Below are 24,090 nucleotides of genomic sequence, written 5' to 3' on the forward strand. Positions count from 1 at the left end.
CACCGATGTTCACTTAATAGCGGATACGACTCCCCGAGAGGGCGACCAATGACGACAGCCCCGCAGCTGGCCGCGGCCGACGCACTTGATTTCGACCTGGTCCAGCGGCTGCTCGGCCACGCCGTCGCGGACGGCGCGCCCTCGGTGGAGGTCTTCGCGCCCGCCACCGGAGCCAAGGTCGTCGACCTGCCGCAGTCCTCGGTCGCCGATATCGACGCTGCGTTCGCGACCGCGCGCGCCGCACAGGAGAAGTGGGCCCGGGTGCCGGTCGGGGAGCGGGCCGCGCTGCTGCGCCGCATTCACGACCTGGTGCTCGCCGAGCAGGACACCATTCTCGACATCGTGCAGCTCGAGACCGGCAAGTCGCGCGTGCACGCCTTCGACGAGGTCTCCGATGTCGCGGTGAACACCCGCTTCTACGCCGCCGAGGGCAAATCGATTCTGGCGCACCGCAAGCCGCGCGGGGTCATGCCGGTGCTCACCCAGGTGGAGGTGCGCAACCGGCCCAAGGGCGTGGTCGCGGTCATCTCGCCGTGGAACTACCCGCTGGCCCTGGGCGCCTCGGACGCGCTGCCCGCGCTGCTCGCCGGCAATGCCGTCATCGGGCGCCCGGACAACCAGACCGCGCTGACCCTGCTGTGGGCCATCGATATCGCCGAGCGCGCGGGCCTGCCCAAGGGGCTGTGGCAGGCCGTGCTCGGGCGTGGCGCGGTGGTCGGCACCGAGGTCATCGCCCGCGCCGACTACGTCGACTACACCGGGTCCAGCGCGACCGGGCGGACCATCGCCCAGCAGGCGGGGGAGCGGCTCATCGGCTACTCGCTCGAACTCGGCGGCAAGAATCCGCTGCTGGTGCTCGAGGACGCCGACGTCTCGGCCGCCGCCAAGATCGCGGTGCGGGCCTGCTTCGCCTCGGCCGGGCAGCTGTGCGAATCGATCGAGCGAATCTACGTGCACGACAAGGTGTATGACCAGTTCACCGCCGAATTCGTCGCGCACACCAAGGAACTCGGGCTCGGCAAGACCCTCGACTTCTCCTACGAGATCGGGTCGCTGACCTTCCCGCGTCAGATCGACACCGTCGGCAAGCATGTCGACGACGCGGTCGCCAAGGGCGCGAAGGTGCTCGCGGGCGGCAAGGCGCGCCCGGACCTGGGCCCCTACTTCTACGAGCCCACCATCCTCGAGGGCGTGCGCGAGGGCATGACCGTCTACCGCGAAGAAACCTTCGGACCGGTCGTTTCGCTCTACCGCGTGCACAGCGACGACGAGGCCGTCGCCCAGGCCAACGACACCGCCTACGGACTCAACGCCAGCGTCTGGAGCAAGGACATCACCCGCGCCCGCGAGGTGGCCGCACGCGTCCGCGCCGGTTCGGTGAACGTGAACGAGGGCTTCATCGCCGCCTGGGGTTCGGTCGCCGCGCCCTCGGGCGGGCTCGGAATCTCCGGCACGGGTCGTCGCCACGGGCCCGAGGGCCTGCTGAAATACATCGACACCCAGACCATCGCGGTGCAGCGGGGCCTGCCCATCGCACCGCTGCCGGGTATGTCGGAACAGCTGTGGGCCAAGACCATGACGCTCTACCTGGGCGTCATGAAGACACTGCGGCAGAAGTGATTCCGCCGTCCATTCGACAGGGGTACAGAGGGGCATGAAGACCGTAGCGGGCAAGAAGGTCCTGGTCACCGGTGCGGCCATGGGGCTGGGCAAGTCCTTCGCCCAGCGCGCGGTGGCCGAACAGGCCAGCGATGTGGTGCTGTGGGACATCAATGAGACCGCGCTGAAGGAGACCGCTGCCGAACTGGCGGCCCAGGGCACCAGCAGGATTCACCACTACGTGGTGGACGTCTCCGACCGCGACGCCATCGCCGAGGCGGGCGCGGCCGTGCGCGGTGAGGTCGGCGGTATCGACGTGCTGGTCAACAACGCGGGCATCGTGCGCGGCAACGGGTACTTCTGGGAGACGTCGAACAAGGCCGACATCGACAAGACGATGGCGATCAATTCCCTTGCGCCGATGTACATCACCCTCGAATTCCTGCCCGCCATGGTGGCCAACACCGGCGTCGAGGGCCGCGTGCTCAACATCGCCTCCTCCGCGGGCCTGGTCGCCAACCCGCGCATGAGCGTCTACGCCGCCTCGAAATGGGCGGCCCTGGGCTGGTCCGACTCCGTGCGCCTCGAGCTGGAACAGTCCGGCAACGAGCACGTCAAGTTCACCACCGTCTGCCCCACCTACATCAACACCGGAATGTTCGACGGCGCCAAGGGCTTCTGGTTCACCCCCATCCTCGACCAGGAGGAAGTCGTCGACACCTCCTGGACCGAAATGAAAAAGGGCTCCGCCCTGGTAGTCCTCCCCTGGACCTCCCGCCTCAACCGCGCCATCTCCGGCCTCCTCCCCCTGAAGATCCGCGACTTCTACCTGAACACCGTCGGCGTCTACCACTCCATGGACGAATTCACCGGCCGCAAGTAACAACCAGCCCCCTCAGGCCCGCGCGAGCCCCCTCGCGCGGGCCTGACTCGTCCCAATCCCACCCCATCCCGCTCCGCGACCCTCGAGAATGCACTGGTGTACAGGTCTTCTCGACGTTCGGCTACGCCAGTGCATTCTCGGCGCGGGGTGGGGTGTTTTTGTGGGGTGTGAGGGGGCGGGGGGATGGATTGGAGGGGGTGTGGATGGTGCGGGTTAGTGTCCGGGGGCAGTCGCCGATAAAGTGGTGGTGGATGACTGGTTCTACCGCTGTTGCTGTGCCGAAGTCGCTGGACCGCCGTTTGGGGCGGGTGATGTGGCTGGTTCCCGCGTTCTGTGTGGGCTTCACCGTGCTGTGTTTGACGCGGCCTGTGTGGCCGTTCAAACAGATCACCGGCGGGTTCATCGACCTACAGGTGTATCGGCTGGGGGTGCAGACGCTGTGGCACGGCGGGGATATGTACGGCCAGTTGCCGCAAACCACCATCGGGATCGGGCTGCCGTTCATTTATCCGCCGTTCTCGGCCCTGGTGCTGTCGCCGTTCGCGTGGCTGCCGTGGCAGGCGGCGAGGGTCGGGTTCTTCGTGACCTCGGTGGCCGCGCTCGCGCTCTCGTTCTATCTGGTGGCGCGCAGGGTGTGGCCGGGGGAGAGCCGGAAGCTGCTCGCGCTGTGGGTGACCGCCTGCGCGACGCCGCTGGGTCTGCTGCTGGAACCCACGCATTCGACGCTGGACTTCGGCCAGGTCAACCTGCTGCTGATGGTGCTGGTGGTGGCCGACTGCCTGACGGAGAAGCCGAAATGGCGGCGCGGCATGCTGCTCGGCATCGCCGCGGCGGTGAAGCTGACCCCTGCGGCGTTCGTGCTCTACTTCCTGATCCGGCGTGACTACAAGGCCGCCGCCACCGCCGCGATCACCGGTGCCGCGGCGACCGCGCTCACCTTCGCCGTGCTGCCGCACGCGTCGATGAAGTACTGGTTCGGCGGGCTGGGCAACGTCTCCGGGCTCAGCGGTTCGGCCTTCCACACCAACCAGTCGATTCAGGCGGTCCTGGCCCGATTCGACATTCACAAGCCGCTGCTCACGATCCTGTGGCTGGTGCTGAGCGCCGCACTGCTGGCGTTGGTGGTGCCCGCCATGCGCCGCGCGGCCGACTTCCCGCCGCTGGCGCTCGCCATCAACGCCGTCTTCACCCTGCTGGTGTCCCCGATCTCCTGGTCGCACCACTGGATCTGGATCGCCCCGGCCCTGCTGGCAATGCTCGGCTACGCCACCCGCCAGCCCTGGCCGCAGGCCGGCAACTGGTACCTGGTCACCGCGATCACCACCGCGGTCTTCGTGATCGGCCCCCAGAACTACCTCCCCGACGGCGAACACCGCGAAACCCACTGGACCCCTTGGCAGCACGTCCTCGGCAACACCTACGTGTGGTTCAGCGTCCTGCTGGTGGCGCTGTTCCTGTTCAGCACCCGGCGTGAGAAGGCAGACCGGCAGACCTCTGCACCACCGGCAGCCGAGCCGCTGAACCGGTAGCCGACAGCTGATATTGCGGTAGCAGACCGCTATGGCCCGCGCGAGAATCCTCGTGCGGGCCTTGCTCGTTCATGAATCATTAACACTGTTCGTGGTTGGCTCGATAGCCACGTGACGGTGACCGCGCGCGTCGACGGTCCGTGCCATACTCGGCCGGGCCGGGCGCACGCCCTGAGGGAGGACGAGAACTTAATGGGCCTGTTCGACATGATCCGCGGCGAATTCGTCGACATCATCGAATGGTTGGACGACACCCGCACCACGCTGGCGTGGCGGTTTCCGCGCTACGAGAACGAGATCAAGAACGGCGCCGAGCTGATCGTGCGGGAGGGGCAGCAGGCAGTTTTCGTCTACCGGGGGCAGCTCGCCGACAAGTTCGGGCCCGGGCATTACACGCTGACGACCGAGAACATGCCGATCATGTCCACCCTGCAGGGGTGGCGGCACGGGTTCAACTCGCCGTTCCGGTCCGAGGTGTACTACGTCAATACCCGCGCGGTCACCGATATGCGATGGGGCACACCGCAACCGGTCACCGTGCGCGATCCCGACTTCCGGATGGTGCAGATCCGCGCCAACGGCACCGCCAATGTGCGGGTCACCGATATCGAGGTGTTCCTGCGCCAGATGATCGGCACCAATGCCGAGGTCGACGCCGATGTGCTCAGTGAGCAGCTGCGCGGCAATGTGGCGCTGGCGTTCTCGGACATGGTGCTCGCATCGGGGCTGGGCGCCATCGACCTTCAGGGCCGCCAGGTCGAACTGTCCGGCAAGCTGGGCGAATTCGTCAATCAGCGGCTGTCCGGCTTCGGCATCGGGGTCGAGGGCGTCACCATGACGATCTCGCTGCCCGAGGAGATCCAGCAGGCCATGACCCGCGGCGTCGCGCGCGGTGTCGAAGCCGGCGGCTTCATGAACAACGTCGACCTCAACCGCTACCAGCAGATGCAGGCCGCCGACGCCATGCTCGCCGCCGCCCAGAACCCCGGCGGCGGAATGGGAGCCGCCATGCAGGCCGGAATGGGCGTCGTGCTCGGCGGCCAGATGGCCGGAGCCATGCAGGGCGCCGTGCAACCCCAGCAGGGCGGCTACGCCCAGCAACCCGCCCCCGCCGCTCCGCAGCAGGCCGCCCCGCCGCCGCTCCCGGGCCAGCAGCAGTTCCACTTCGACAACGGCGGCCAGCCCGCGGGCCCGTTCCCCATCGACCAACTGCGCCAGTACGTCTCGTCCGGCAACCTCACCCGCGACACCAACGTCTGGACCGAGGGCATGCCCGGCTGGCAACCGGCCGCCAGCGTCCCGGCCCTGCAAGCCCTGTTCGCCACCCCGCCTCCGCTCCCGGGCACCCCGCCGCCCCTGCCCCCGCAGTAGCGTTCCGCGCCACCGCATCCCGAGCCCGGCCGACCCAGCACACGAACGAATGACCGATCGCGACCCCCAAACCCGCGATCGGCCCTTCGCGCTGCCCACCGACTCGGTGCCCGAACCACCTTCCCCAACACAGCGAGACCCCGAGTCCGCCGCACCGAGTGAGCTTCGATGACCAACCCCCAGCCCCCGCACCACCCGTCCACCCCGCCACCCCTCCCCGGCAGCGACCCATCCTCGGCTCAGACCGCCGACCCAAGCCAGTGGACGCCGCCACAACTGCCCGGCCAACTGCCGCCCGCGGCACCTGCCCCGGGGTCGGCACTGCCGGGTACTTCGGCCCCGGACTCGGCTGGCCCACAGCCGCTGCCAGGCGGTGGCCCGGCGAACGGCCAAACCGGCCAGCCGGGGCCAGTCGGGGCCCGCCAGACGATGGCGCCGGGTACCTACCTCGGTCCCGGGTTGCCGCCGCAGTTTCAGCAGGCTTCCGACACATCGGGTGCCGGCGCGGGAGTGGCTGCGCCGCCGCCGCTTCCGGCTCCAATGGCGCGACCCATTGCGGATCCGGTACCTGTCACGTCGCCCCTGCCTTTCGCGGTGGGCTCGGGACGTCCGGTGCCGCCGCCATTGCCCGGTACAGCCGTTCCCGCACCGGCGGGGCCGCCGCCGCTGCCCGGCGGGTTCGCGACGAGTCAGAGTGGCCAGGCTCCGGTTGTTGTGGCTCCGGCTATTGTGCCCGGGGTCGAATTCGGGGGTGCTGCACCTGTGGGAAATGGTGTGGCGCCGCAGGTTCCGGCGACGCCGGATCGGGCGATGTTGCACAGCACCGAGTTGACTCGGACTTATCCGTGTTCGGCTTGTGGGGCGCAGTTGGTGTTCGATCCGGTGGGGCAGGATTTGTTGTGTCCTAGTTGTGGGAGTCGGGCGGCGGTTAGTGCGCCGAATGTGGCTGTGGAGGCTCGGGAGTTGGGGCCGGCTATGGCGGCGTTGCGGGAGCGGCAGGCTGGGCAGGCGGGGCCGCAGGTTACGGGGGAGTGGGAGGTGAAGTGCCAGAACTGCGGCGGGACAACCGGGTTCAGTGGGAGTCTTACCGCTACTCGGTGCCCGTATTGCGCTACGCCTATTCAGCGGGATGACGTGCACAATGCGCCTGCCCGGCTGCCGGTGGATGGGGTGGTGCCGTTCCTGGTGGGGGAGAAGCAGGCTCGGGAGCTGGTCGATAAGTGGGTTTCGAAGAGGTGGTTCGCCCCTTCGAACTTCAAGAAGTATCGGCGGATCGGGGCCTTTTCCAGTTTGTATACCGCGTATTTCACCTATGACGCGGATACCGCCAGTTGGTATCAGGGTGAGCGTGGGGACGACTATCAGGTTCGGGTCGGGACCGATGAAGACGGGGATCCCATCTACGAGACGCGGACTCGGTGGTCTTCGGTGGCCGGTGAGGTCAGCAACGAGTTCGCCGATCTGCCGGTCCTGGCCAACGACAACTTGAACCGCGATCGGATTCGGGCGTTGGAGCCGTGGCCGGTGGAGCAGGCGCGGGCGTACTCACCGGAGTATGTGGCGGGGCATCTGTGCCGCACCTACGACAAGGACGCCGAAGAGTCGTTTCCGGAGGCGCAGCAGCGGATCGACGCGGCCATCGAATCGAGTGTGCGCGCCGATATCGGCGGCGACCATCAGCGCATCGATCAGCTGAACACCTCGTGGAATTGGCTGGCGTACAAGCATTTGCTGCTGCCGATCTGGCTGCTGACCGTCGTGTACATGAACACCACCTACCAGGTGTACATCAACGGCCTCACCGGCGAAGTGTCCGGCGACCGCCCGTGGAGCAAGGTGAAGATCGCCGCCGCGATCCTGGCGGTGCTCTCGATCATCGCGGTGATCATCGGTATCTACGCCGCCTCGCGCGGCCACCACACCCCGGCGCATCCGACCGGACCGGGGCACAGCACCGTCGCCCCGCGTCCCACCACCCATCGTTGAAAGTGAGCTCACCATGCTGGTTTTCGTGCTCGTAGTGCTGATCCTGCTGGCGGCGGTGGTGGGCGGGATCATGCTGCTGTCCTCCCGTCAGAAGCGGGCGACGGCCGACGCCAACCAGGTCATCCCGGGGACCCCGACCCGCGCCCCGGCCTCGTGGGCGGGTTCGCACGATCCCGAGCCGCGCCTGCATCGCCGCCTGCGCGACGCCATGACCGCCGTGCGCACTGCCAACTCCCTCGACGACGGCACCACCATCGTGTTGCGCGCCGAACTCGAGCAGGCCGCCCTGGCCTGGGACGACCGCCTGGTTGCCATTGCCGCCCTGCCCGCCGCCGCTCGCGAGGAGCAGCGCGCCACCGCCGCCAAGGGGGTCGAGACCATCGAAGCCGCTGTGGCGCAATATGTCTCGGCCGCAACGCAGCGGACCGCCGCCGACGTGACCGCCGGGCTCGCCGCGGCGCAGGCGCAACTGGAGATCCAGGCGGAGATCCGCAAATCCCTGGAAGCGGGCTGAAAATCCCTGGAAGCGGCTGAGCTTCCGGGGACGGGATGCGCTCGCGGCGGGTCGCGGGCAGACTGTGGACAACTACCGTCGTGTCGATAATCGGAGGGAATCATGGCGGATGAGGACGCGCGCAAGCTCGCGATCCGGTCGTTGGAGCTCATGGCGGACGGGGAGCTCGCCGATTTCGAGGCCGTCATCCACCCCGAGGCCGTGAACCGCGAGTCCCGGGCCGAGCCGCCCGCCGCGCGGGGCCGCGGTCCGGCCGCGTTCTACGGCTCGGCGCAATGGCTGCGCTCGGCCTACAGCGATATGCGGTGGGATATCAACGAAGTCGTCGTCGACGGCGATCTCGTCGTGCTGCACACCACCATGCACGGCCGCCAGACCGGCACCTTCGTCGTCTACGGGCCGGATGCCAAGCCGGAGCAGGCCTTCCCGTCCACCGGCAAGACCTTCGCGGTCACCCAGTCGCACTGGCTGCGCATTGCCGACGGCAAGATCATCGAGCACTGGGCGAACCGCGACGATCTGGGGCAGGCGACCCAATTGGGTTGGGTACCACCGACTCCGGTCTACCTGGTGCGCATGCACCGTGCGCTGAGTGAGGCCCGTAAGGCCGCCGGGTAGCAACCGCGAACAGCGGCTCAGTCGGAGTTCGAATCCAGTTCCGCCAGTGAGCGAATGACGGTGACGCCGGGGTCCGCCGCGACCCCGAGCCCACTGCGATCCAGCCAATACGCCCGCAGCCCAGCGTCTCTGGCCCCGAGCGCGTCCACGTCGTACCGGTCACCGATATACGCGACCTCCTCGGGCTCCAATCCGAGCATCGCGCACCCCGCGTGGAAGATGCTCGGATCCGGTTTGGCCGAACCGAATTCGTCCGAGCAGAGGATCGCGTCCTCGAAATGGTGCAGCAGCCCCACGGTGCGCAATTTCCCGGTCTGATACGGCAGCGACGCATTGGACACCACCCCCAACTCGACCCTGCCGTCGAATGCGCGCAGCGCCGGTGCGACATCCGGAAAGGCCGTCCACGCGGTGTCCCGATAGGCCGAATACGCGGCGAACCACGCCACCGGATCCTCGACCGCCACCCCGATCTCGGCCAGGAATCGCTGCGTCCGCACCAGTTGCTGCCCCTTGAAGGTCAACTCCCCGGCCAGAAACCGCGGATACTCTTCCTCCTCGATCGCCCGCCACAACGCCACCGCCGCATCGGCCGATTCGAACCGATCCAGCGCCCCCTCCGCCGCCAGATGCTTCAAGATCCCGATCCGCGCCGTCCCCGAATAGTCGATGAGCGTGTCATCCACATCGAACAGCACCCCGCGAATAGTCATGCCCGCCTGCCGATCCCGTTCATCTCGCCGCCCCGATCCGCGCTCATCCGCGCGTCCCGATCACCACGGTCGCGCCCAGCTCCTCGCACTCCGCGACCCGTGCGATCAGCCCGTGGGACCGCATGACCTCCACCGCAACCGGCGCCTGCTCTTCGCTCTCCTCCACGAGCAAATGCCCACCGGGAGCCAGCCATTCACCCGCCACCGCCGCGATCCGCCGCAACACGTCCAACCCATCCACCCCGCCATCCAACGCCCGCCGCGGCTCATGATCCCGAGCCTCCGGCGGCATCCCCGCGATCTCCCCAGACGGCACATACGGCGTATTCGCCAGCAGCACATCCACCCGCCCCCGCAGCTCCGCAGGCACAGCTTCGAACAAATCCCCCTCGAACACCCGCCCGCCCACCGCCTCGAGATTCTCCCGCGCGCATTTCACGGCAGCAGGCTCGATATCAGCCGCGGTCAACTCGACCCGAACCCCCTCGGCAGCCAGCTCTTTCGCGAACGCCAACCCCAGCGCACCACAGCCACAACACATATCGACCGCGACGACGGCCCGCGGCGGCGGTGCGGGTGACCGGACGGTGTCTCCTTCCGGCCCGGTGTGCTCCGCGCTCGTCTGCACCGCCGGATCTACGCCGCCATAGTGGATCCCAGCCGAGATCGCGCCGGAAGCGCCCATGAGCCCCGCGGTCGCCCCGGATCGCTGGAGCGCGGTGCCGAGCGCGCGCCCTAACTCGACGGCCTGGTCGACCAGGAACACGGTGCGCTGGCGCGGCACGAAGACGCCCGGCGCGACGGTGACCCGCAGGCCGCGGAACTCCGACCAGCCCAGGAGGTGTTCCAAGGGGAATCCGGCGATGCGCTGGGCCACAAGCGATTCCAGGAGGTCCGGGTCGCTGGTCGCATGGAGGAGTAGCGCGGCCTCGTCCTCGGCGAACACGCATCCGGCGGCGCGCAGACGCGCGACCAGGGTGCCGGTGTCGGGGAAGCTCACCGCGCCATTGTGCACGGCCGGGCAGTTACCCGGGTTCGGCAGGGTCCGGGCACGGCCGGGTCGAGTTATCGGCTGAGGTAGGCCGTTCGGGTGCGGGTGCGGGCCTCCTGCCCGGTGATGGCGGCGGGCAACACAGGTGGGAAGTATTCGGGCCACCGGCCGTATGCCGATGACCCGTTGGTCGAATTCCGCCGTGCGGGGGGAACTCTCTGTCAGCGCTCGGTGGGGAGGCGGAGGACTCGGCTGGCGTCGAGGTAGATGCCGCGCTGGCTGTTGCGGGCCGGGGGCGGGAGTTGGGAGACCAGCTGTTCGAGGGAGGTGGTGGCGCCGATGACCGGCATGCCCGCCACGATGAAGTCGGCGACGGCGCGGCGAATGTGGTTGGGGGAGGTCACCACAATGGCGCTGGTGGCGCCGGCGTCCCGGAGCATCGAGACGCCGAAGAGGGCGTTCTGGACGGTGGAGCCGGCGCGGTGGTCGGTGAGGATGCGGCTGGACGGGATGCCGTGGCCGATGAGCCAGCCCTGCATGGCCGCGGCCTCGGTGATGCCGTTCTGCGGGTTGCCGCCGGTTACCAGGATGGGGGACATGGGGGAGGCGATGGCCTGCAGCCAGGCCGCCTGGAGGCGGTTCACCAGCTCGGGGCGCATGGACCCGTCGGGCAGCAGCCCGTAACCCAGGACCGCGATGCCGGTCTGCGGGCCCGCGATCGCGGGGATCGGGTTGGGGAGGGTGCCGACGGCGGCGCCGATGGCGCGGAACAGATTCCGCGTCCCGTCGGCCAGCTTCCCGTCGATGGCGTTGAGCCGGTTCAGCGCCACCTCGCGGGTGATCAGGTCCCCGGTGTAGTCCGACCAGATCGCCTGCAGCGACAGCGCCTGCGCGTCATCCGGTGACTCGGTGAGTAATTGGCGCAGGTCGGCCAGACCGGCGCCCTCATTGCCACTGGTGAAATTGTCCTGCGCCGAGTTGTAGAGGGCACCGGGATCCGCATGCGCGGTGCCGGTGCCGAGAATGGTGAGCGCTGCGGCCGCCGCCGCGAGCAGAGTGGGAAAACGCCTGGCGATCTGCACTGCTGTCGACCTTTCGGAGGGTGTCATGCATTGCGTTGCTGGCTATCTATTCAATTTGCTGGCTATTGGCTCAGATCCGAATGGAGACACGATACGACTGACCATCGCGGTTGTCGGGTATTTGCCGAACAGATTTCGCGCGTTTGATCCACGTCACATCTGGGAACGCGCGCGAACCGTCGGGCCCGCGAGAAACCCACCACCACTGGACCGACCGGTCTGCCTGTGCACGCCTCGCAATCCCTTTCCGGTCGCGCGATAGGCTGTGCATCCGTGGATACGACTTCGCTCATCGGCAAGGATCTCGCCGCCGCCCTGAACACCGACACCAAGGCGCGCGCCGCCGCCCTCACCGAAAAGGGCGCCGCACCCCGCCTGGCCCTGGTGATCGCGAACGACGATCCGGCCAGCGCCTGGTACGTGAAGTCGCTCAACCGCGCCGCCGACCGTCTCGGAATCGCCTGCGAGAACGTCGATCTCGGCGTCGACGCCACCGCCGAGGAGATCCGCGCCAAGCTCACCGAGCTGTCGGAGGACGCGACCGTCGACGGCATCATGCTGCAGACCCCGCTGCCCAAGGGCGTCGGCCTCGACGACGTGAGCATCGCCATCGCGGCCGCCAAGGACGTCGACGGCGTCAGCCCGCTGTCGCTGGGCCTGCTCGCCTCCGGGCTGCCCGGCTTCCCGCCCGCCACCTCCGAGGCGGTCGTGGAACTGGCCAAGTTCCACAATGTTCCGCTCGCGGGCCGCCTGGTCACCGTCGTCGGCCGCTCGAATGTGGTGGGCAAGCCGCTACTTCAGCTGCTCCTCGCCGAGAACGCGACCGTCACCATCGCGCACTCCCGCACCGCCGACCTCCCGGCCGTCACCACCCCCGCCGATGTCGTGGTCGCCGCGGTCGGCCGCGCGGGCCTCATCACCGGCGAGCATGTCCGCGAGGGCGCGGTCGTCATCGACGTCGGCACCAACGAGGACGAGAACGGCAACATCACCGGCGACGTGCACGCGGATTCGGTCACCGGCAAGGCCTCGGCCCTGAGCCCCGTCCCCGGCGGCGTCGGTCCCGTCACCACCGCCCTGCTCATGCGCCACGTGGTCCAGGCCGCCGAATCCGCCCGCTAGCGAACAGTTCCCGTCATCCCGGCATGCTTTTGGCCGGGATCCACCCGTACTGGTGTGGATCCCGGCCAAAAACGCGCCGGGATGACGAGCGAGTCACCAGCGGGTGGTGGACGAGCAGATCACCAGTGGGTGGTGACGGGGTCGCCGATGGAGACGTTGTCGTAGTACCACTCGGCGTCGGCGGGGGCGAGGTTGATGCAGCCGTGGCTGACGTTCGCGTTGCCCTGGGAGTCGACCGACCAGGGGGCCGAGTGGACGTAGACGCCACCCCAGGTCAGGCGTTCGGCGAACTCACCGGTGATGAGGTAGCCCTCGGGGTCGCTGAGCGGGATGCCGATGGTCCGCGAGTCGAAGGTGACCGAGCGTTCGTGCGACAGCACCGGGAAGGTGCCGACCGGGGTTTCACGGCCGGGTTTGCCCATCGAGGCGGGCATGGTGCGGGCTACCCCGTCGATCCACACCGTGAAGGTGTGGTTGGACATGTCCGCATCCGCGGTGGTGCCGCCATTGGTTTGGAACTTGATGTGCTCACGGCCCGCGAAGACCGTGATCGGGGACCTGGTGGGTAGATAGTTGGCCGGCGTCCACATGAGTTGCCGGTCGTCGAGCCAGGAGAACGTTCCGGCGAGGGAGTTCCCGGCCCGGACATCGACCGTGCGCTCGGCCTTCGCACGATCGGTGACCGCGGACGCGAACTGCACGGTGACCGGGGCCGCGATGCCGACCGTCTGGCCGGGACCGGGCGAAATCGCTTGAACCGCTGGGAGACCGGTGGTGGTGAGAACCGCACCCGCGGCTCCGGATCCGAACGCGGCAGCCGCCGCGACAAAACTTGCGACGAACAGCGAGCGAAGCGCTTTCCGCATCGTTCCATCCCTTCGAGAGGGTGTGGGCCTGGGTTCCTCAGCCTATGACTTGATCATCTGTCCCATTCGGAAATGTTCCCGGTTCGTAACCATTGTCCCGGCGTGGGAGCTATGTGAAAGTTCGTGTCGGCAGGTAGAAGGGCGGAAAACGGCTGTACCCCGCTCCATAACGGAACGGGGTACAGCGCAAGCTGATTCGACGCGTGCCGGTGTGACGGCCTCGAGACTCGACGGGTGCTGGCCGCGAAACCTCAGCGGGTGATGGCCGCGACGACGTCGTCGTGCAGCGCGTCGGCGCGGGCGATGACTTCCTCGATCTGCTTCAGCACGGGTGCGAACTCAGCGCCCGCCGCGCCGTCGAGGGAAGCCACATTGATGGCGATGTTCAGCTGCGAGCTGGCCGCCGCCGAGCGCGCGCAGTCGGCGGCCGCGCCGATATCGGTGACCACGTTCGGATTGCCGATCGGCAGCAGTTCGCTTGCCAGCGAGACGATTTCGTCGGCCTCGGCGACCACGGCCGCGGGCACGCGGGCGGCCTGCAGCAGCGCGGCGGTAATGGCCTCGGCGCGCGCGGCCTGCTCGGCCTCGGTCTCCTTGGGCAGCTTGTAGGCGTTGCCGACCCCGGTGAAGGCGGCGGCATCGGCGTCGGCCAGCGCCAGCGAGCGCTCGCGGGCGGCGTCGGCGGCCTCGATGATGCGGTCGATGACCGGGCGGTTCTCGGCATCCTTGGCGCGGGTGGTGTAGCGCGCGACCATGGCGACCAGCGCCGCGCCCTGGGCCGCGTGCAGCGCCGCGACCGCGCCGCCGCCGGGGGCGGGGACCTTGGCGGCCAACTGATCCAGGTACCCCCGCAGTGTCGAGTCACCGAAGCCGGTGGTGTCCTGAGTCATGAGGGGTGGCCTCCCTTGGCAGTACGGGGAATTGGAGTGAGTGCGCCGCTAACCGTACCGGCGCTGCGGTGCCTACCGGCAACCCACCCGCCGACCTATGCAAATAGTTGGGTAAGGTCCCGGGCATGCGTATCGGACTGTCGATCAATTACACCGACGGCTTCAAGGAGATCGCCGCCGAGGTCGCCGACCTCGAACGGGCGGGCCTGGACATCGCGTTCGTGCCCGAGGCGTATTCGTTCGACGCGGTGAGCGCGCTCGGCTACCTGGCCGCGAAGACCGAACGGATCCAGCTGGCCTCGGGCATCCTGCAGCTCTACACCCGCACCCCCACGCTGACCGCCATGACCGCGGCGGGCCTGGACTACGTCTCCGACGGCCGCTTCATCCTGGGCCTGGGCGCCTCCGGCCCGCAGGTCATCGAGGGCTTCCACGGCGTGAACTACGACGCGCCGATCGGCCGCACCCGCGAGGTGCTCGAGATCTGCCGCAAGGTGTGGAAGCGCGAACGCCTGGAATACCAGGGCAAGTACTACAACATCCCGCTGCCCGAGGGGCAGGGCACCGGCCTGGGCAAGCCGCTCAAGCTCATCAATCACCCTGTACGCGAGAACATTCCGGTGCTGCTGGCCGCGCTCGGCCCGAAGAACGTCGAGCTGGCCGCGGAAATGGCCGAGGGTTGGCAGCCGATCTTCTTCCTGCCGGAGAAGGCCGACGCCGTGTGGGGCGAGTCGGTGAAAGCCGGTCTGGCCAAGCGTGATCCGGCGCGCGGCGACCTCGAGATCTTCGCCGGCCCGGCGCTGGCGATCGGCGACAATGTGGACAGCTGGCGCGACGGCGTCAAGCCGCATCTGGCCCTCTACATCGGCGGCATGGGCGCCAAGGGCAAGAACTTCTACCACACGCTGGCCACCAAGTACGGCTACGGCGCCGAGGCCGACCGGATCCAGGAGTTGTACCTGGCGGGCCGGAAGGAAGAGGCCGCCAAGGCGGTTCCCGACGATCTGGTGCGTGACACCAACCTGATCGGTTCGGCCGGGTTCGTGAAGGAGCGGGTGCAGGCGTTCCGCGAGGCCGGTGTCACCGTGCTGAACGTGGTCCCGATGGCCGGATCCACCGCCGAGCGCGTGAAGCTGATCGAGCAGCTGCGCGAGCTGAGCTAACCCGCCTCCCCGGGCCTTCAGCGGGCGGCTGAGAGCCGCCGACCGCCATGCACCCGTGCCGGCGGTTGAGAGCCGAACCGATTTTGGACGTCCCCGGGGAGTTACCCGGAACTTACGAGATCAGTTGTCGCGCTGGGAGCCCCGGTCCGGTTTGCCGGACCGGGGCTCATATCTCAGCGCAGGGAGGCCAGCGCCTCGTCCAGTGTCGGATGCAGCGCGAACACCTGATCCAGGCTCGTCACCTTCAATTGGCGGCTGGTGGCGGGTCCGTCCGCCACCACCGCGATGCGGGTATCGCCGGCGCGTTTGTGCGCGCCGACCAGGACCGCCATGCCGGCCGAGGCCAGGAAGCTCACGGCGGTCAGATCGATCACGAGCGCGGCGGGCGTGCCCGCCAGGGCGGCGTCGACCGCGTTCTCCAGCGCGGGGGCGGTCGCCAGGTCGACGTCACCGGCCACGGTGAGGACCGTCGCCTCGGCGCGTTCGGTGACCGAGGTGGTCATCGTGTCGGCGAATGGATAGCCGTCTCCGGAAGTGTTGGTCACGTTTGTCAATCTGCCATGCTCCGTCCGTTCGTGCTGCATCGTCTACCACATCGGTACTCGTTCGGTAGTCGTCGTTATAGCGAAAACCACAGGTACCGCACTCTTTCGGAGTGATCCGAAACCGCCCGCCGAAGTGGTGCCGGCGGGCCCTGATTCACATGCGCCCGGCCGCGGAGAATGAAACGGCCATTAGTCGCACCGACATCCGCACCCGCGTGCCCGGCCCGGAACTGTCGATGTCGAGATGATCGGTGAGTGCGCGCATCATGGCGATGCCGCGCCCGCGATGACCGGGATCCGCGGGCAGCGGCCGCCAGAGACCGGTATCGCTCACCTCGATGGTGAGGGTGTCCACGCCGCAATCCGCCGTGAGGCGCACCCGGCCCGGCTCACCGTCGAGGTAGGCGTGCTCGATGCTGTTGCTGCAGGCCTCGTTCGCGGCCGCGACCAGATCCACGGCGGTGTCGTGGGGGACCGCCGCGGCCGAGAGCCAGGCCCGCAGCGCGCGCCGGAGTCCGGACAATTCACGGGCCTCGGCGGGCACGTCCAGGCGCAGGGTCTTGGGCGGCTGGCGGTAGACGACCATGGCCACGTCATCGTCGTAACCGCCGGTCGGCCGCAGCCGCGAGAGCACCGAATCGACCACTTCGCGCGGCAATTGCCCGGCGACGCGGGCCAATTCGTCGGCGAGTTCGACGAAGCGGTCGGCGATATCGACATTGCGCTGCTCGACGAGGCCGTCGGTGAACAACACCAGCGTGGAGCCGGGAGCCATCGGGGTGGTGGCTTCGGGGCGGCGCGGAATGTCGAAGGTGGCCAACGGAACCGCGCGACCGCCCTCCAGCAATCGGCCGCGTTTGCCGGGTTCGGCGAGCACCGGGGGCATATGCCCGGCATTGGAGTAGCGCACCAGACCACGCACGGGATCCAGGATCGCCGCGCACACGGTCGTGCACATGGCGCCCGGAATGCGGGCCGCGACGGTGTCCAGTTCGGCCAGCAGCTGCGCCGGGCCCGCGCCGCGCAGCAGCAGAGCGCGTGCGGCCGTGCGCAATTGGCCCATCACGACGGCGGCGGACAGGCCACGGCCGACGCAGTCGCCGACGACCACGCCGATGGTGCCGTCCTCGAGGCGCACCACGTCGTACCAGTCGCCGCCGATCTCGAGCGGCGGCAGCGCGGGCTCGTAGTGCACCGAGAAGCGCGGCGGCAGTTCGATCGGGCCGAGCATGGCGCGCTGCAGGGTCAGGGAGGTGGAGCGCGCCTGATCGAAGTTGCGGGCGCGCTGCACGGCCAGGCTCAAATGACCGACCAGCAGCGAAAACAGCGCCCAGTCACCGGGAGTGATGACGCGCGGCGCGGCGAAGCGCAGCCACAGCGCCGAGTCACCGCTCTCACCCAGGGGCGCGACGATGCCCTCGGAACTGGTCACGCCCTCCGGGATCGCGAACATCGTCCGCCCGGGTTGCAGGCGGGCCCGATCCAGCAGCGCCCGGGCGCGGGCGTCGAGCACCTGGCGGGATTCGCCGCCGCCGTGCAGCACCCGTTCGGGCAGGTGGATCGGCTGGGTGTCGTGCGGCGCGACACCGGCGCCGGTGTACGGGTTGTCCTCGGAGACATACAGTTCGGGCCCCGTGTGCCGATTGGGCCAGACCGAGACGACGGCGGCCTCGGCCCCGATCGCACGGCGCAGCTCCTCGAGCCCGACGGTGAGCACCTCCACCACACTCGTCGCCGCGGCGACCGCCGTCGCGAGCCGCGACACGGCCTGATCGCGCGCCTGGGCATCGTGCTCGGCGGTGACATCGCGCAGGGTGCCGACGAAGATCCGTTCGCCGTCTTCGGGTTTCACCAGCGAACTGGTCGACACCGCCAGCCACAGCCGCCGCCCGTCCCGGTGCTGGATGGGCATCACGAAGCGGGCCGCGTCGGTGCCCAGATCCGGATAGCGCGGGGCCTCGGGCACGGTCCACGGGTGGGGGAGCGCGTACGGAATCCCGTCCGGGCCGTAGCCGGTCAGGGCGCCGAACGCCGAATTCACCTCGACCAGCGTGCCATGGGAATCGACGACGAAGAATCCGTCCTGCAGCGACTCCACCAGCGCGGTGCGGAAGGCGTCGCGCCCGGCGAGATCGTCGGCGCGCGAACGCTGTTGCTCATAGCGCCGGGTGCCGTCGAGGAAGCCGCGGGTGGCCACATCCAGTGCGGCCATGGTCTGCAGCAGGAATTCCAGCGCCGCCTCGGTGCGGTCGGTGCCGTCGGGGACGGGCATGATTCCGTCGTGCTCGAGCAGCCGGTAGTGGTGTTCGGTGAGGTCGAGAATGCTCACACCCTCGACCAGCGCCCGCCGGCCGAGCTCGAAACCCTCGGACAAAGTGGTCTGGTTCGGTGCGCGCAGATGCAGCCGCAGCGCGGCGGCATAGTCCTCGCGGAACGCGGCCAGGACCGCACTCACGCGGTATCCCCGCTCATGGCTTCACCGTCGGAATCGGTTGGGACGGATGGGAATGCCCGCGATGCCGGGCGGCCAGCACCAGCGCGTCATCGGTATCCTTGGCGTGCCGGGCGAGGATGTCGGCGGTGATCTCCGAGGTCGGCTTGGACAGGTCCACCGAGTCCGCGAAACTGCTCGTGATGCCGTCGGTCGACATGAGCAGCAGATCACCGGGGCGCACCGCCACGGTCTGCGGTTGCAGATTCGGCGGCAGCAGATAACCCACGATGCCGCCGGTCAGCAGCACGCTGGCGCGAATGGCCGGCTTGCCGGGAGCCACCGCGACAATGCGGGATTCGACATTGCCGACGCCGAGCCAGTGCACGCGATCGCGAGAGTCGAACAGCGCCAGGGAAACCGCCGCGCCGCGGGTATCGGCCATGGCGCGATGGCACAGCAGCATGAGCACATCCAAGGGCTCCGCGCGGTTCTCCGAGAGCACCTGTGCCGCTCGATCGGAGGCGTCCGCCGCGGCCGCGCCGTGGCCCAGACCGTCCAGTACGGCGAAGAGCACCGAACCCCCGCCCGCGTCGAGAATGACCGACCGGTCACCCGAAACACGTTGCCCGGGTAGTGCGCGACCGGCGACGGCCCATTCGACCGCGCCGATGAAACCGTCCTCACGCACCGGTGGGCACCCACTTCCACATTTCGACGAGCGTGCCGTGCCCGGGTTCGGATTTGATCAGCATGCCGTCCATCAGGCGCTTGGAACCCGGAAGACCCAGCCCCAGACCGCGTCCGGTGGAGTAGCCGTCCTCCATGGCGCGTGAAATGTCCGCGATGCCGGGTCCATTGTCCTTGGCCTGCACCACCATCGAGCGCCGGCCGTCGCGCTCCTGAACCCCGAGATGGATCGCCCCGGTGCCCGCGTAACTCGTGATATTGCGCGCCACTTCGGAAATGGCGGTCGCGATCATGGTGCGATCGGAGAGCGAGAACCCGAGTTTGGCAGCCAACTCCAGCCCCGCTTGCCGAGCGGTCACGATGTCGTTGGACACGTTCACCGCGATCACCACGTCGTCAGCGGCCACGATCACGACCGTCTCGTTGGCTGCCCTTCTGGGTCTTCTTGTTCAACCACGACAGACCTTCCTCGAGGTCCAGCGCGGTGTGCATGTCCTCGAAGGTCAAGCCCAATTGCACCATGGCGAAGGCGACTTCGGGCTGCAGGCCCACGATGACCGTTTCCGCACCGCGCAGCTTGGTCATGTGGGCGATGGTACGCAGCGATCTGGCGGCAAAGGAGTCCATTACGTCGATTGCGGTGACATCGACGATGATGCCCTGGGCACGATATCTGCTGACATAGGTCATCAGATCGTCTTGCAGGCGTTCGGTATCGGCGTCGGTGAGTGCGGACTGCACCGACGCGATCAGGTATGTGCCTTGTTTGAGAATGGGTACCGGCATCTGCCCCGCCCTGGATTACCGTCCGTCGCGATCGGTGACACGCGACACCTCGTAGCCGAGCAAACGCTCCGCTTCCTCGATGCCACCCTGGAGGTCACCGACGGCATTCATCTTCGACAGATCCAGGCCGATGGTGACAAGGGTAAGCGCGATCTCCGACGACAGGCCGGTAATGATGACATTCGCACCCATGAGACCGGAGGCGTCGACCGTCTGCACCAGGTGGTTGGCCACCGTGGAGTCGATGGCGGGCACACCGGTGATATCGATGACGACGACCTTGGCGCGGTTGGCGCGGATAGCCCGCAGCAACTGCTCGGTCAGCTGACGGGCGCGCTGGGAGTCCAGCACACCGATGATGGGGAGGATCAGCAGCTGCTCGCGCACCTGGAGCACGGGCGTCGACAGCTCGCGGATGGCTTCCTGCTGCTGGCGGATGACGCGCTCGCGCTCCTGCACGAAGGACACGGCCACGGTGTTGGCGATGCGGTTCGCGGCCGGTTCGTAGGCGTCGAGCACCAGCTTGAGCAGCTCGAAGTCGGACTGGTACTTCTCGAAGAGGCTGCGCGCCAGCACGTCTCGCAGCAGGAGCACGATGCCGACGACCTCGTCGGTCTCGACTCCTCTGGGGATGATGCGTTCGGACAGATCGCGCGCGTAGGCCTGCAGCGCTTCGACGCTACCGGTCTCGAGCACCTCGACGTAGTTGTCGTAGACGGAGGTGGCTTCGGAGAAGATCTCCTCGGGCGTCATCGCGGTGAGGAGCTGGGCGTCGGTGATGCGACGGGCCCACTCCTCGCGCAATTCGGTGCGGTTCTGCCGCAGGTGTTCGACGAGCTGCGGAAGCAGATTGTCGACGGGACCCGCGGGCAGTGAATCCGCCGAGAGACCGATGGACACGTCGGACATGAAAACTCCTGCCCCTTTCGCTAAGGCCAGGTCGGGTGCTCACTTCGACGATCGGGTAGCCGATCGTGTGCTCGGTGCCGACCGCCGTCGGAAGCCGGTGCCGAGCCTAGTCTTACCCAGTACCCAATGGGTGCCAAACCAAACGCTGGTGGCGTGGCAATTGGTCACGTGGTCTGCTCTCCGCGGGTTTCCGGTCTTCGGTGATGGGCCAGCAAAGTGTCGTATATGTCGGCCAGCGCCGTGAGCTGGCCACGATCCAGCACATCGACCATGTGACGACGCACACTCTCGACATGCGAGGGAGCGGCGGAATCGAGGACCCGCGCGCCCCTTTCGGTGAGTACGGCGGCGGTGCGGCGGGCATCGTCGGGAATCGATTCGCGGGCGACCAGTCCGCGCTTCTCCATGCGCGTGATCTGGTGCGAGAGCCGCGATTGCGACCACTCCAGCACCGCGGCGAGTTCGGCGAAGCTGCGGCGGTGGTCGGTGGCGTCGGCCAGGCGGGCCAGCACGGTGTATTCCACGTAGGTGAGATTGGATTCGCGTAGGGAATCACGCCCGACCGCGGCGGCGATCAGGTCACGGGTGAACACGTACCCCAGCCACGCGCGCATCTCGACATCGTCGAGCCAACGGGTTTGCGCCACAGTTCCACTCCCGGGTTCCGCAACCATGCTATTCCTCCCCGCCGCCGACAAGCGCATCATGCACAGGTAACACCCGCCCGGTTGAAGGTGCAACCTGTACCTGTTCGCAACGGCCTGTCGAGCGATCGATAGAGTCACTCTGCTTGAACCGTCGGCTGACCAGCCCCCAGCCCTGCTCGAGGAGTGCGATTCGTGACCGCGCCTGACTTCCTGTATTCGGATCTGCTGCCCATCGGCAAGGACGAGACGCCGTACCGGCTGCTCACCACCGAGGGTGTGAGCACGTTCGAGGCGGGTGGGCGGACCTTCCTGCAGGTGGAGCCCGAGGTGTTGCGGATGCTCACCGCGGAGGCCATGCACGACATCAGCCATTACCTGCGGCCGGCGCATCTGGCCCAGCTGCGCAAGATCATCGACGATCCGGAGTCCAGCGGCAACGACCGGTTCGTGGCGCTGGATCTGCTGAAGAACGTGAACATTTCGGCGGGCGGCATCCTGCCGATGTGCCAGGACACCGGCACCGCCATCGTGATGGGCAAGAAGTCCGAGGGCGTGCTCACCGGAGCCGATGACGCGGAATGGATTTCGCGCGGCGTGTTCGACGCCTACACCAAGCTGAACCTGCGCTACTCGCAGCTCGCGCCCATCAACATGTGGGACGAGAAGAACACCGGCAACAACCTGCCCGCGCAGATCGAGTTGTATTCGCAGGCGGGCGATCCCGCGCAGCCGTCGTACAAGTTCCTGTACATGGCCAAGGGTGGCGGGTCGGCCAACAAGTCGTTCCTGTACCAGGAGACCAAGGCGATCCTGAACCCGGATCGCATGCTGGAGTTCCTCGACGAGAAGATCCGCTCGCTGGGCACCGCGGCCTGCCCGCCGTACCACCTGGCGGTCGTGATCGGCGGCACCTCGGCCGAATTCGCCTTGAAGACGGCCAAGTACGCCTCGGCGCACTACCTGGACAACCTGCCGACCGAGGGCTCGATGGCCGCGCACGGCTTCCGTGACCTCGAGCTCGAGGAGCAGGTCTTCAAGCTGACCCAGTCCTTCGGTATCGGCGCGCAGTTCGGCGGCAAGTACTTCTGCCACGACGTGCGCGTGATCCGGCTGCCGCGTCACGGCGCGTCGTGCCCGGTGGCCATCGCGGTGTCCTGCTCGGCGGACCGTCAGGCGCTGGCCAAGATCACGCCCGAGGGCGTGTTCCTCGAGCAGCTGGAACGTGAACCGGCGCAGTATCTTCCGGAGCAGACCGACGCCATCCTCGGCGGCGATGTCGTGAAGATCGACCTGAACCGGCCGATGTCGGAGATCCGCGACGAGCTGTCGAAGTACCCGGTGAAGACGCGGCTCTCGCTGACCGGTCCGCTGGTCGTGGCGCGCGACATCGCGCACGCCAAGATCAAGGAGCGTCTCGACGCGGGCGAGCCGATGCCGCAGTACATGCGGGACATGGCCGTCTACTACGCCGGTCCGGCCAAGACCCCCGACGGCTACGCCTCGGGCTCCTTCGGTCCCACCACCGCGGGCCGCATGGACTCCTATGTCGACCAGTTCCAGGCCGCGGGCGGCTCGCACGTGATGCTGGCCAAGGGCAACCGTTCCGCGCAGGTCACCAAGGCGTGCAAGGAACACGGCGGCTTCTACCTCGGCTCCATCGGCGGCCCCGCCGCGCGGCTCGCGCTGGACTGCATCAAGTCCGTCGAGGTGCTCGAATACCCCGAGCTGGGCATGGAAGCGGTGTGGAAGATCGAGGTCGAGGACTTCCCGGCCTTCATCGTCGTCGACGACAAGGGCAACGACTTCTTCGCCGAGACCTCCAAGCCGATCGCGCTGCGCGTGCGGGAACGGTCCAAGGAGCGCGTCTGACGGCCGAAACGCGCGTCGCGCAATAGAATTCGTCGGCCACCCCGGTCCCTTGACCGGTTCGGGGTGGGCCAACGGTGAAGTCCGAGCCAGGAGGCGAGTGCATGCGTGCGGTGAGCGCGGAGGTAACGGGGACCCAGCGGCGGGCCGGTGCGCGCCGCGCGGCCGCCGTGGCCGTGCTGGCCAGCGCGGGCCTCGTCGGCGGCTCCCTGACCGCCGTCGCCTCGGCCCGCCCTGCCGCGCAGGGCCTTTCGGCCGGGGCGACCCTGAACACCGAGCGCGTACCTACCGCCGACTCGGCTCCGGCCAGCCATTCGGCCCCCATCACTCACTTTGTCGGCGACGCGAACTCGATCCCTGTCGGCCAATTGTTCCCGGTCGCCCAATCGATTTCCGTCGCCACCGCCATTGCCTCCGGCACCGACGGCCTCGACCCGCGGCTGTCCGCCGCCTACAATGCCGCGGCCGCCGAGGCGTACGCCAACGGCATTTCGCTGTGGATCACCTCCGGCTATCGCACTCCGGCCGAGCAGGAAGCGCTGTGGGAGGACGGCCTCCAGACCTACGGCAGCCCCGAGGCCGCCCGCCGCTGGGTCCTGCCCCCGAACGAATCCACCCACGTCACTGGCCAAGCCATCGACGTAGGCCCCCGCGAGGGCGCGCAATGGCTCGAAGACAACGGCCCCCACTGGGGCCTGTGCCGCATGTACGACAACGAATGGTGGCACTTCGAACTCGCCACCGCCCCCGACACCCCCTGCCCCACCCGCCTCCCCGACGCCAGCCTCCGCTGACACCCCCCGGGCCGTGATCCCCTCCCCCTGAGCGCAATTCACGCCCCACCCGGTTCGGCGAATCGACGAGAATGCACTAGAGCAGACGACTACTC

The 24,090-nt window shown here is 68.0% G+C and carries 23 protein-coding genes; 11 read left to right on the top strand and 12 right to left on the bottom strand.

Annotated features, from left to right (window positions below):
- Nucleotides 1–48 precede the first annotated feature (48 nt).
- The 7 genes from ON43_RS15630 (at nt 49) to ON43_RS15660 (ending at nt 8,500) form a co-directional block, all read left to right on the top strand.
- Nucleotides 49–1,620: a succinic semialdehyde dehydrogenase gene (locus ON43_RS15630; RefSeq protein ID WP_040808059.1), complete on the top strand. Its 1,572-nt coding sequence runs from the start codon at nt 49–51 to the stop codon at nt 1,618–1,620.
- 34 nt (nt 1,621–1,654) lie between these two features.
- Nucleotides 1,655–2,482, top strand: a complete 828-nt coding sequence (locus tag ON43_RS15635) for an SDR family NAD(P)-dependent oxidoreductase (RefSeq protein WP_040808060.1) — start codon at nt 1,655–1,657, stop codon at nt 2,480–2,482.
- A gap of 251 nt (nt 2,483–2,733) precedes the next feature.
- Nucleotides 2,734–4,011 (top strand): glycosyltransferase 87 family protein, encoded by a 1,278-nt coding sequence (locus ON43_RS15640; protein WP_083913440.1) that lies wholly within the window; start codon nt 2,734–2,736, stop codon nt 4,009–4,011.
- A 117-nt stretch (nt 4,012–4,128) separates the two neighbouring features.
- Nucleotides 4,129–5,382 (top strand): SPFH domain-containing protein, encoded by a 1,254-nt coding sequence (locus ON43_RS15645; protein WP_245568606.1) that lies wholly within the window; start codon nt 4,129–4,131, stop codon nt 5,380–5,382.
- Nucleotides 5,383–6,516: 1,134 nt separating this feature from the next.
- On the top strand, nt 6,517–7,368 hold the full coding sequence (locus ON43_RS45755; RefSeq protein WP_174416469.1) for a hypothetical protein: 852 nt from the start codon (nt 6,517–6,519) through the stop codon (nt 7,366–7,368).
- A 13-nt stretch (nt 7,369–7,381) separates the two neighbouring features.
- Nucleotides 7,382–7,882, top strand: coding sequence for a hypothetical protein (locus ON43_RS15655; RefSeq protein WP_040808065.1), 501 nt, complete (start codon nt 7,382–7,384; stop codon nt 7,880–7,882).
- Between the two features lie 102 nt (nt 7,883–7,984).
- Nucleotides 7,985–8,500 carry an ester cyclase gene (locus ON43_RS15660; protein WP_040808068.1) on the top strand — a complete coding sequence of 172 codons (516 nt, stop codon included), beginning with the start codon at nt 7,985–7,987 and terminating at the stop codon, nt 8,498–8,500.
- A gap of 17 nt (nt 8,501–8,517) precedes the next feature.
- Here ON43_RS15660 and ON43_RS15665 read toward each other — a convergent pair whose 3' ends face one another.
- From ON43_RS15665 to ON43_RS15675, 3 genes are all read right to left on the bottom strand, one after another.
- Nucleotides 8,518–9,213, bottom strand: coding sequence for an HAD family hydrolase (locus tag ON43_RS15665; protein WP_040808070.1), 696 nt, complete (start codon nt 9,211–9,213; stop codon nt 8,518–8,520).
- A gap of 43 nt (nt 9,214–9,256) precedes the next feature.
- Nucleotides 9,257–10,213 (bottom strand): putative protein N(5)-glutamine methyltransferase, encoded by a 957-nt coding sequence (locus tag ON43_RS15670; RefSeq protein ID WP_040808204.1) that lies wholly within the window; start codon nt 10,211–10,213, stop codon nt 9,257–9,259.
- Between the two features lie 212 nt (nt 10,214–10,425).
- Nucleotides 10,426–11,313 carry a YdcF family protein gene (locus tag ON43_RS15675; RefSeq protein WP_083913441.1) on the bottom strand — a complete coding sequence of 296 codons (888 nt, stop codon included), beginning with the start codon at nt 11,311–11,313 and terminating at the stop codon, nt 10,426–10,428.
- Between the two features lie 246 nt (nt 11,314–11,559).
- On the opposite strand from ON43_RS15675, the gene ON43_RS15680 reads away from it, so the two are divergent.
- On the top strand, nt 11,560–12,408 hold the full coding sequence (locus tag ON43_RS15680; RefSeq protein WP_040808073.1) for a bifunctional 5,10-methylenetetrahydrofolate dehydrogenase/5,10-methenyltetrahydrofolate cyclohydrolase: 849 nt from the start codon (nt 11,560–11,562) through the stop codon (nt 12,406–12,408).
- A gap of 119 nt (nt 12,409–12,527) precedes the next feature.
- Here the strand turns inward: ON43_RS15680 and ON43_RS15685 are convergent, their stop codons facing one another.
- Together ON43_RS15685 and ON43_RS15690 are read right to left on the bottom strand one after the other, a co-directional pair.
- Entirely contained in the window at nt 12,528–13,274 is a 747-nt protein-coding gene (locus tag ON43_RS15685; RefSeq protein ID WP_040808074.1) for a L,D-transpeptidase, read from the bottom strand.
- 251 nt (nt 13,275–13,525) lie between these two features.
- Nucleotides 13,526–14,164 carry a cyclodeaminase/cyclohydrolase family protein gene (locus ON43_RS15690; protein ID WP_040808075.1) on the bottom strand — a complete coding sequence of 213 codons (639 nt, stop codon included), beginning with the start codon at nt 14,162–14,164 and terminating at the stop codon, nt 13,526–13,528.
- Between the two features lie 125 nt (nt 14,165–14,289).
- Between ON43_RS15690 and ON43_RS15695 the strand changes: the two genes are divergently transcribed.
- Nucleotides 14,290–15,327, top strand: coding sequence for an LLM class F420-dependent oxidoreductase (locus tag ON43_RS15695; protein WP_040808077.1), 1,038 nt, complete (start codon nt 14,290–14,292; stop codon nt 15,325–15,327).
- A gap of 173 nt (nt 15,328–15,500) precedes the next feature.
- Here the strand turns inward: ON43_RS15695 and ON43_RS15700 are convergent, their stop codons facing one another.
- From ON43_RS15700 to ON43_RS15730, 7 genes are all read right to left on the bottom strand, one after another.
- Complete coding sequence (locus ON43_RS15700) at nt 15,501–15,830, bottom strand: STAS domain-containing protein (RefSeq protein ID WP_040808207.1); 330 nt, start codon at nt 15,828–15,830, stop codon at nt 15,501–15,503.
- Between the two features lie 196 nt (nt 15,831–16,026).
- The gene (locus tag ON43_RS15705) at nt 16,027–18,327 is read right to left on the bottom strand and encodes a SpoIIE family protein phosphatase (protein WP_040808079.1); all 2,301 of its coding nucleotides are present in this window, start codon (nt 18,325–18,327) and stop codon (nt 16,027–16,029) included.
- A gap of 13 nt (nt 18,328–18,340) precedes the next feature.
- On the bottom strand, nt 18,341–18,994 hold the full coding sequence (locus ON43_RS15710; protein WP_040808081.1) for a SpoIIE family protein phosphatase: 654 nt from the start codon (nt 18,992–18,994) through the stop codon (nt 18,341–18,343).
- A complete protein-coding gene (locus ON43_RS15715; protein ID WP_373283450.1) occupies nt 18,987–19,400 on the bottom strand; it encodes an ATP-binding protein in 414 nt (137 codons plus the stop codon). The genes ON43_RS15710 and ON43_RS15715 overlap by 8 nt, the downstream gene beginning before the upstream one ends.
- The gene (locus ON43_RS15720; RefSeq protein ID WP_040808082.1) at nt 19,390–19,779 is read right to left on the bottom strand and encodes an STAS domain-containing protein; all 390 of its coding nucleotides are present in this window, start codon (nt 19,777–19,779) and stop codon (nt 19,390–19,392) included. The genes ON43_RS15715 and ON43_RS15720 overlap by 11 nt, the downstream gene beginning before the upstream one ends.
- A 15-nt stretch (nt 19,780–19,794) precedes the next feature.
- A complete protein-coding gene (locus tag ON43_RS15725; protein WP_033085408.1) occupies nt 19,795–20,688 on the bottom strand; it encodes an STAS domain-containing protein in 894 nt (297 codons plus the stop codon).
- Between the two features lie 164 nt (nt 20,689–20,852).
- Nucleotides 20,853–21,335, bottom strand: a complete 483-nt coding sequence (locus ON43_RS15730) for a MarR family winged helix-turn-helix transcriptional regulator (protein ID WP_051178486.1) — start codon at nt 21,333–21,335, stop codon at nt 20,853–20,855.
- A gap of 192 nt (nt 21,336–21,527) precedes the next feature.
- Here ON43_RS15730 and ON43_RS15735 point away from each other — a divergent pair, with 192 nt between their 5' ends.
- Both ON43_RS15735 and ON43_RS46210 read left to right on the top strand, forming a co-directional pair.
- The gene (locus ON43_RS15735; protein ID WP_051178494.1) at nt 21,528–23,204 is read left to right on the top strand and encodes a fumarate hydratase; all 1,677 of its coding nucleotides are present in this window, start codon (nt 21,528–21,530) and stop codon (nt 23,202–23,204) included.
- Between the two features lie 365 nt (nt 23,205–23,569).
- A complete protein-coding gene (locus ON43_RS46210) occupies nt 23,570–23,995 on the top strand; it encodes a M15 family metallopeptidase (RefSeq protein WP_040808211.1) in 426 nt (141 codons plus the stop codon).
- Nucleotides 23,996–24,090 lie beyond the last annotated feature (95 nt).

It is taken from the genome of Nocardia concava NBRC 100430 (genome assembly GCF_000308815.1).
In the GTDB taxonomy this organism is placed as follows: domain Bacteria; phylum Actinomycetota; class Actinomycetes; order Mycobacteriales; family Mycobacteriaceae; genus Nocardia; species Nocardia concava.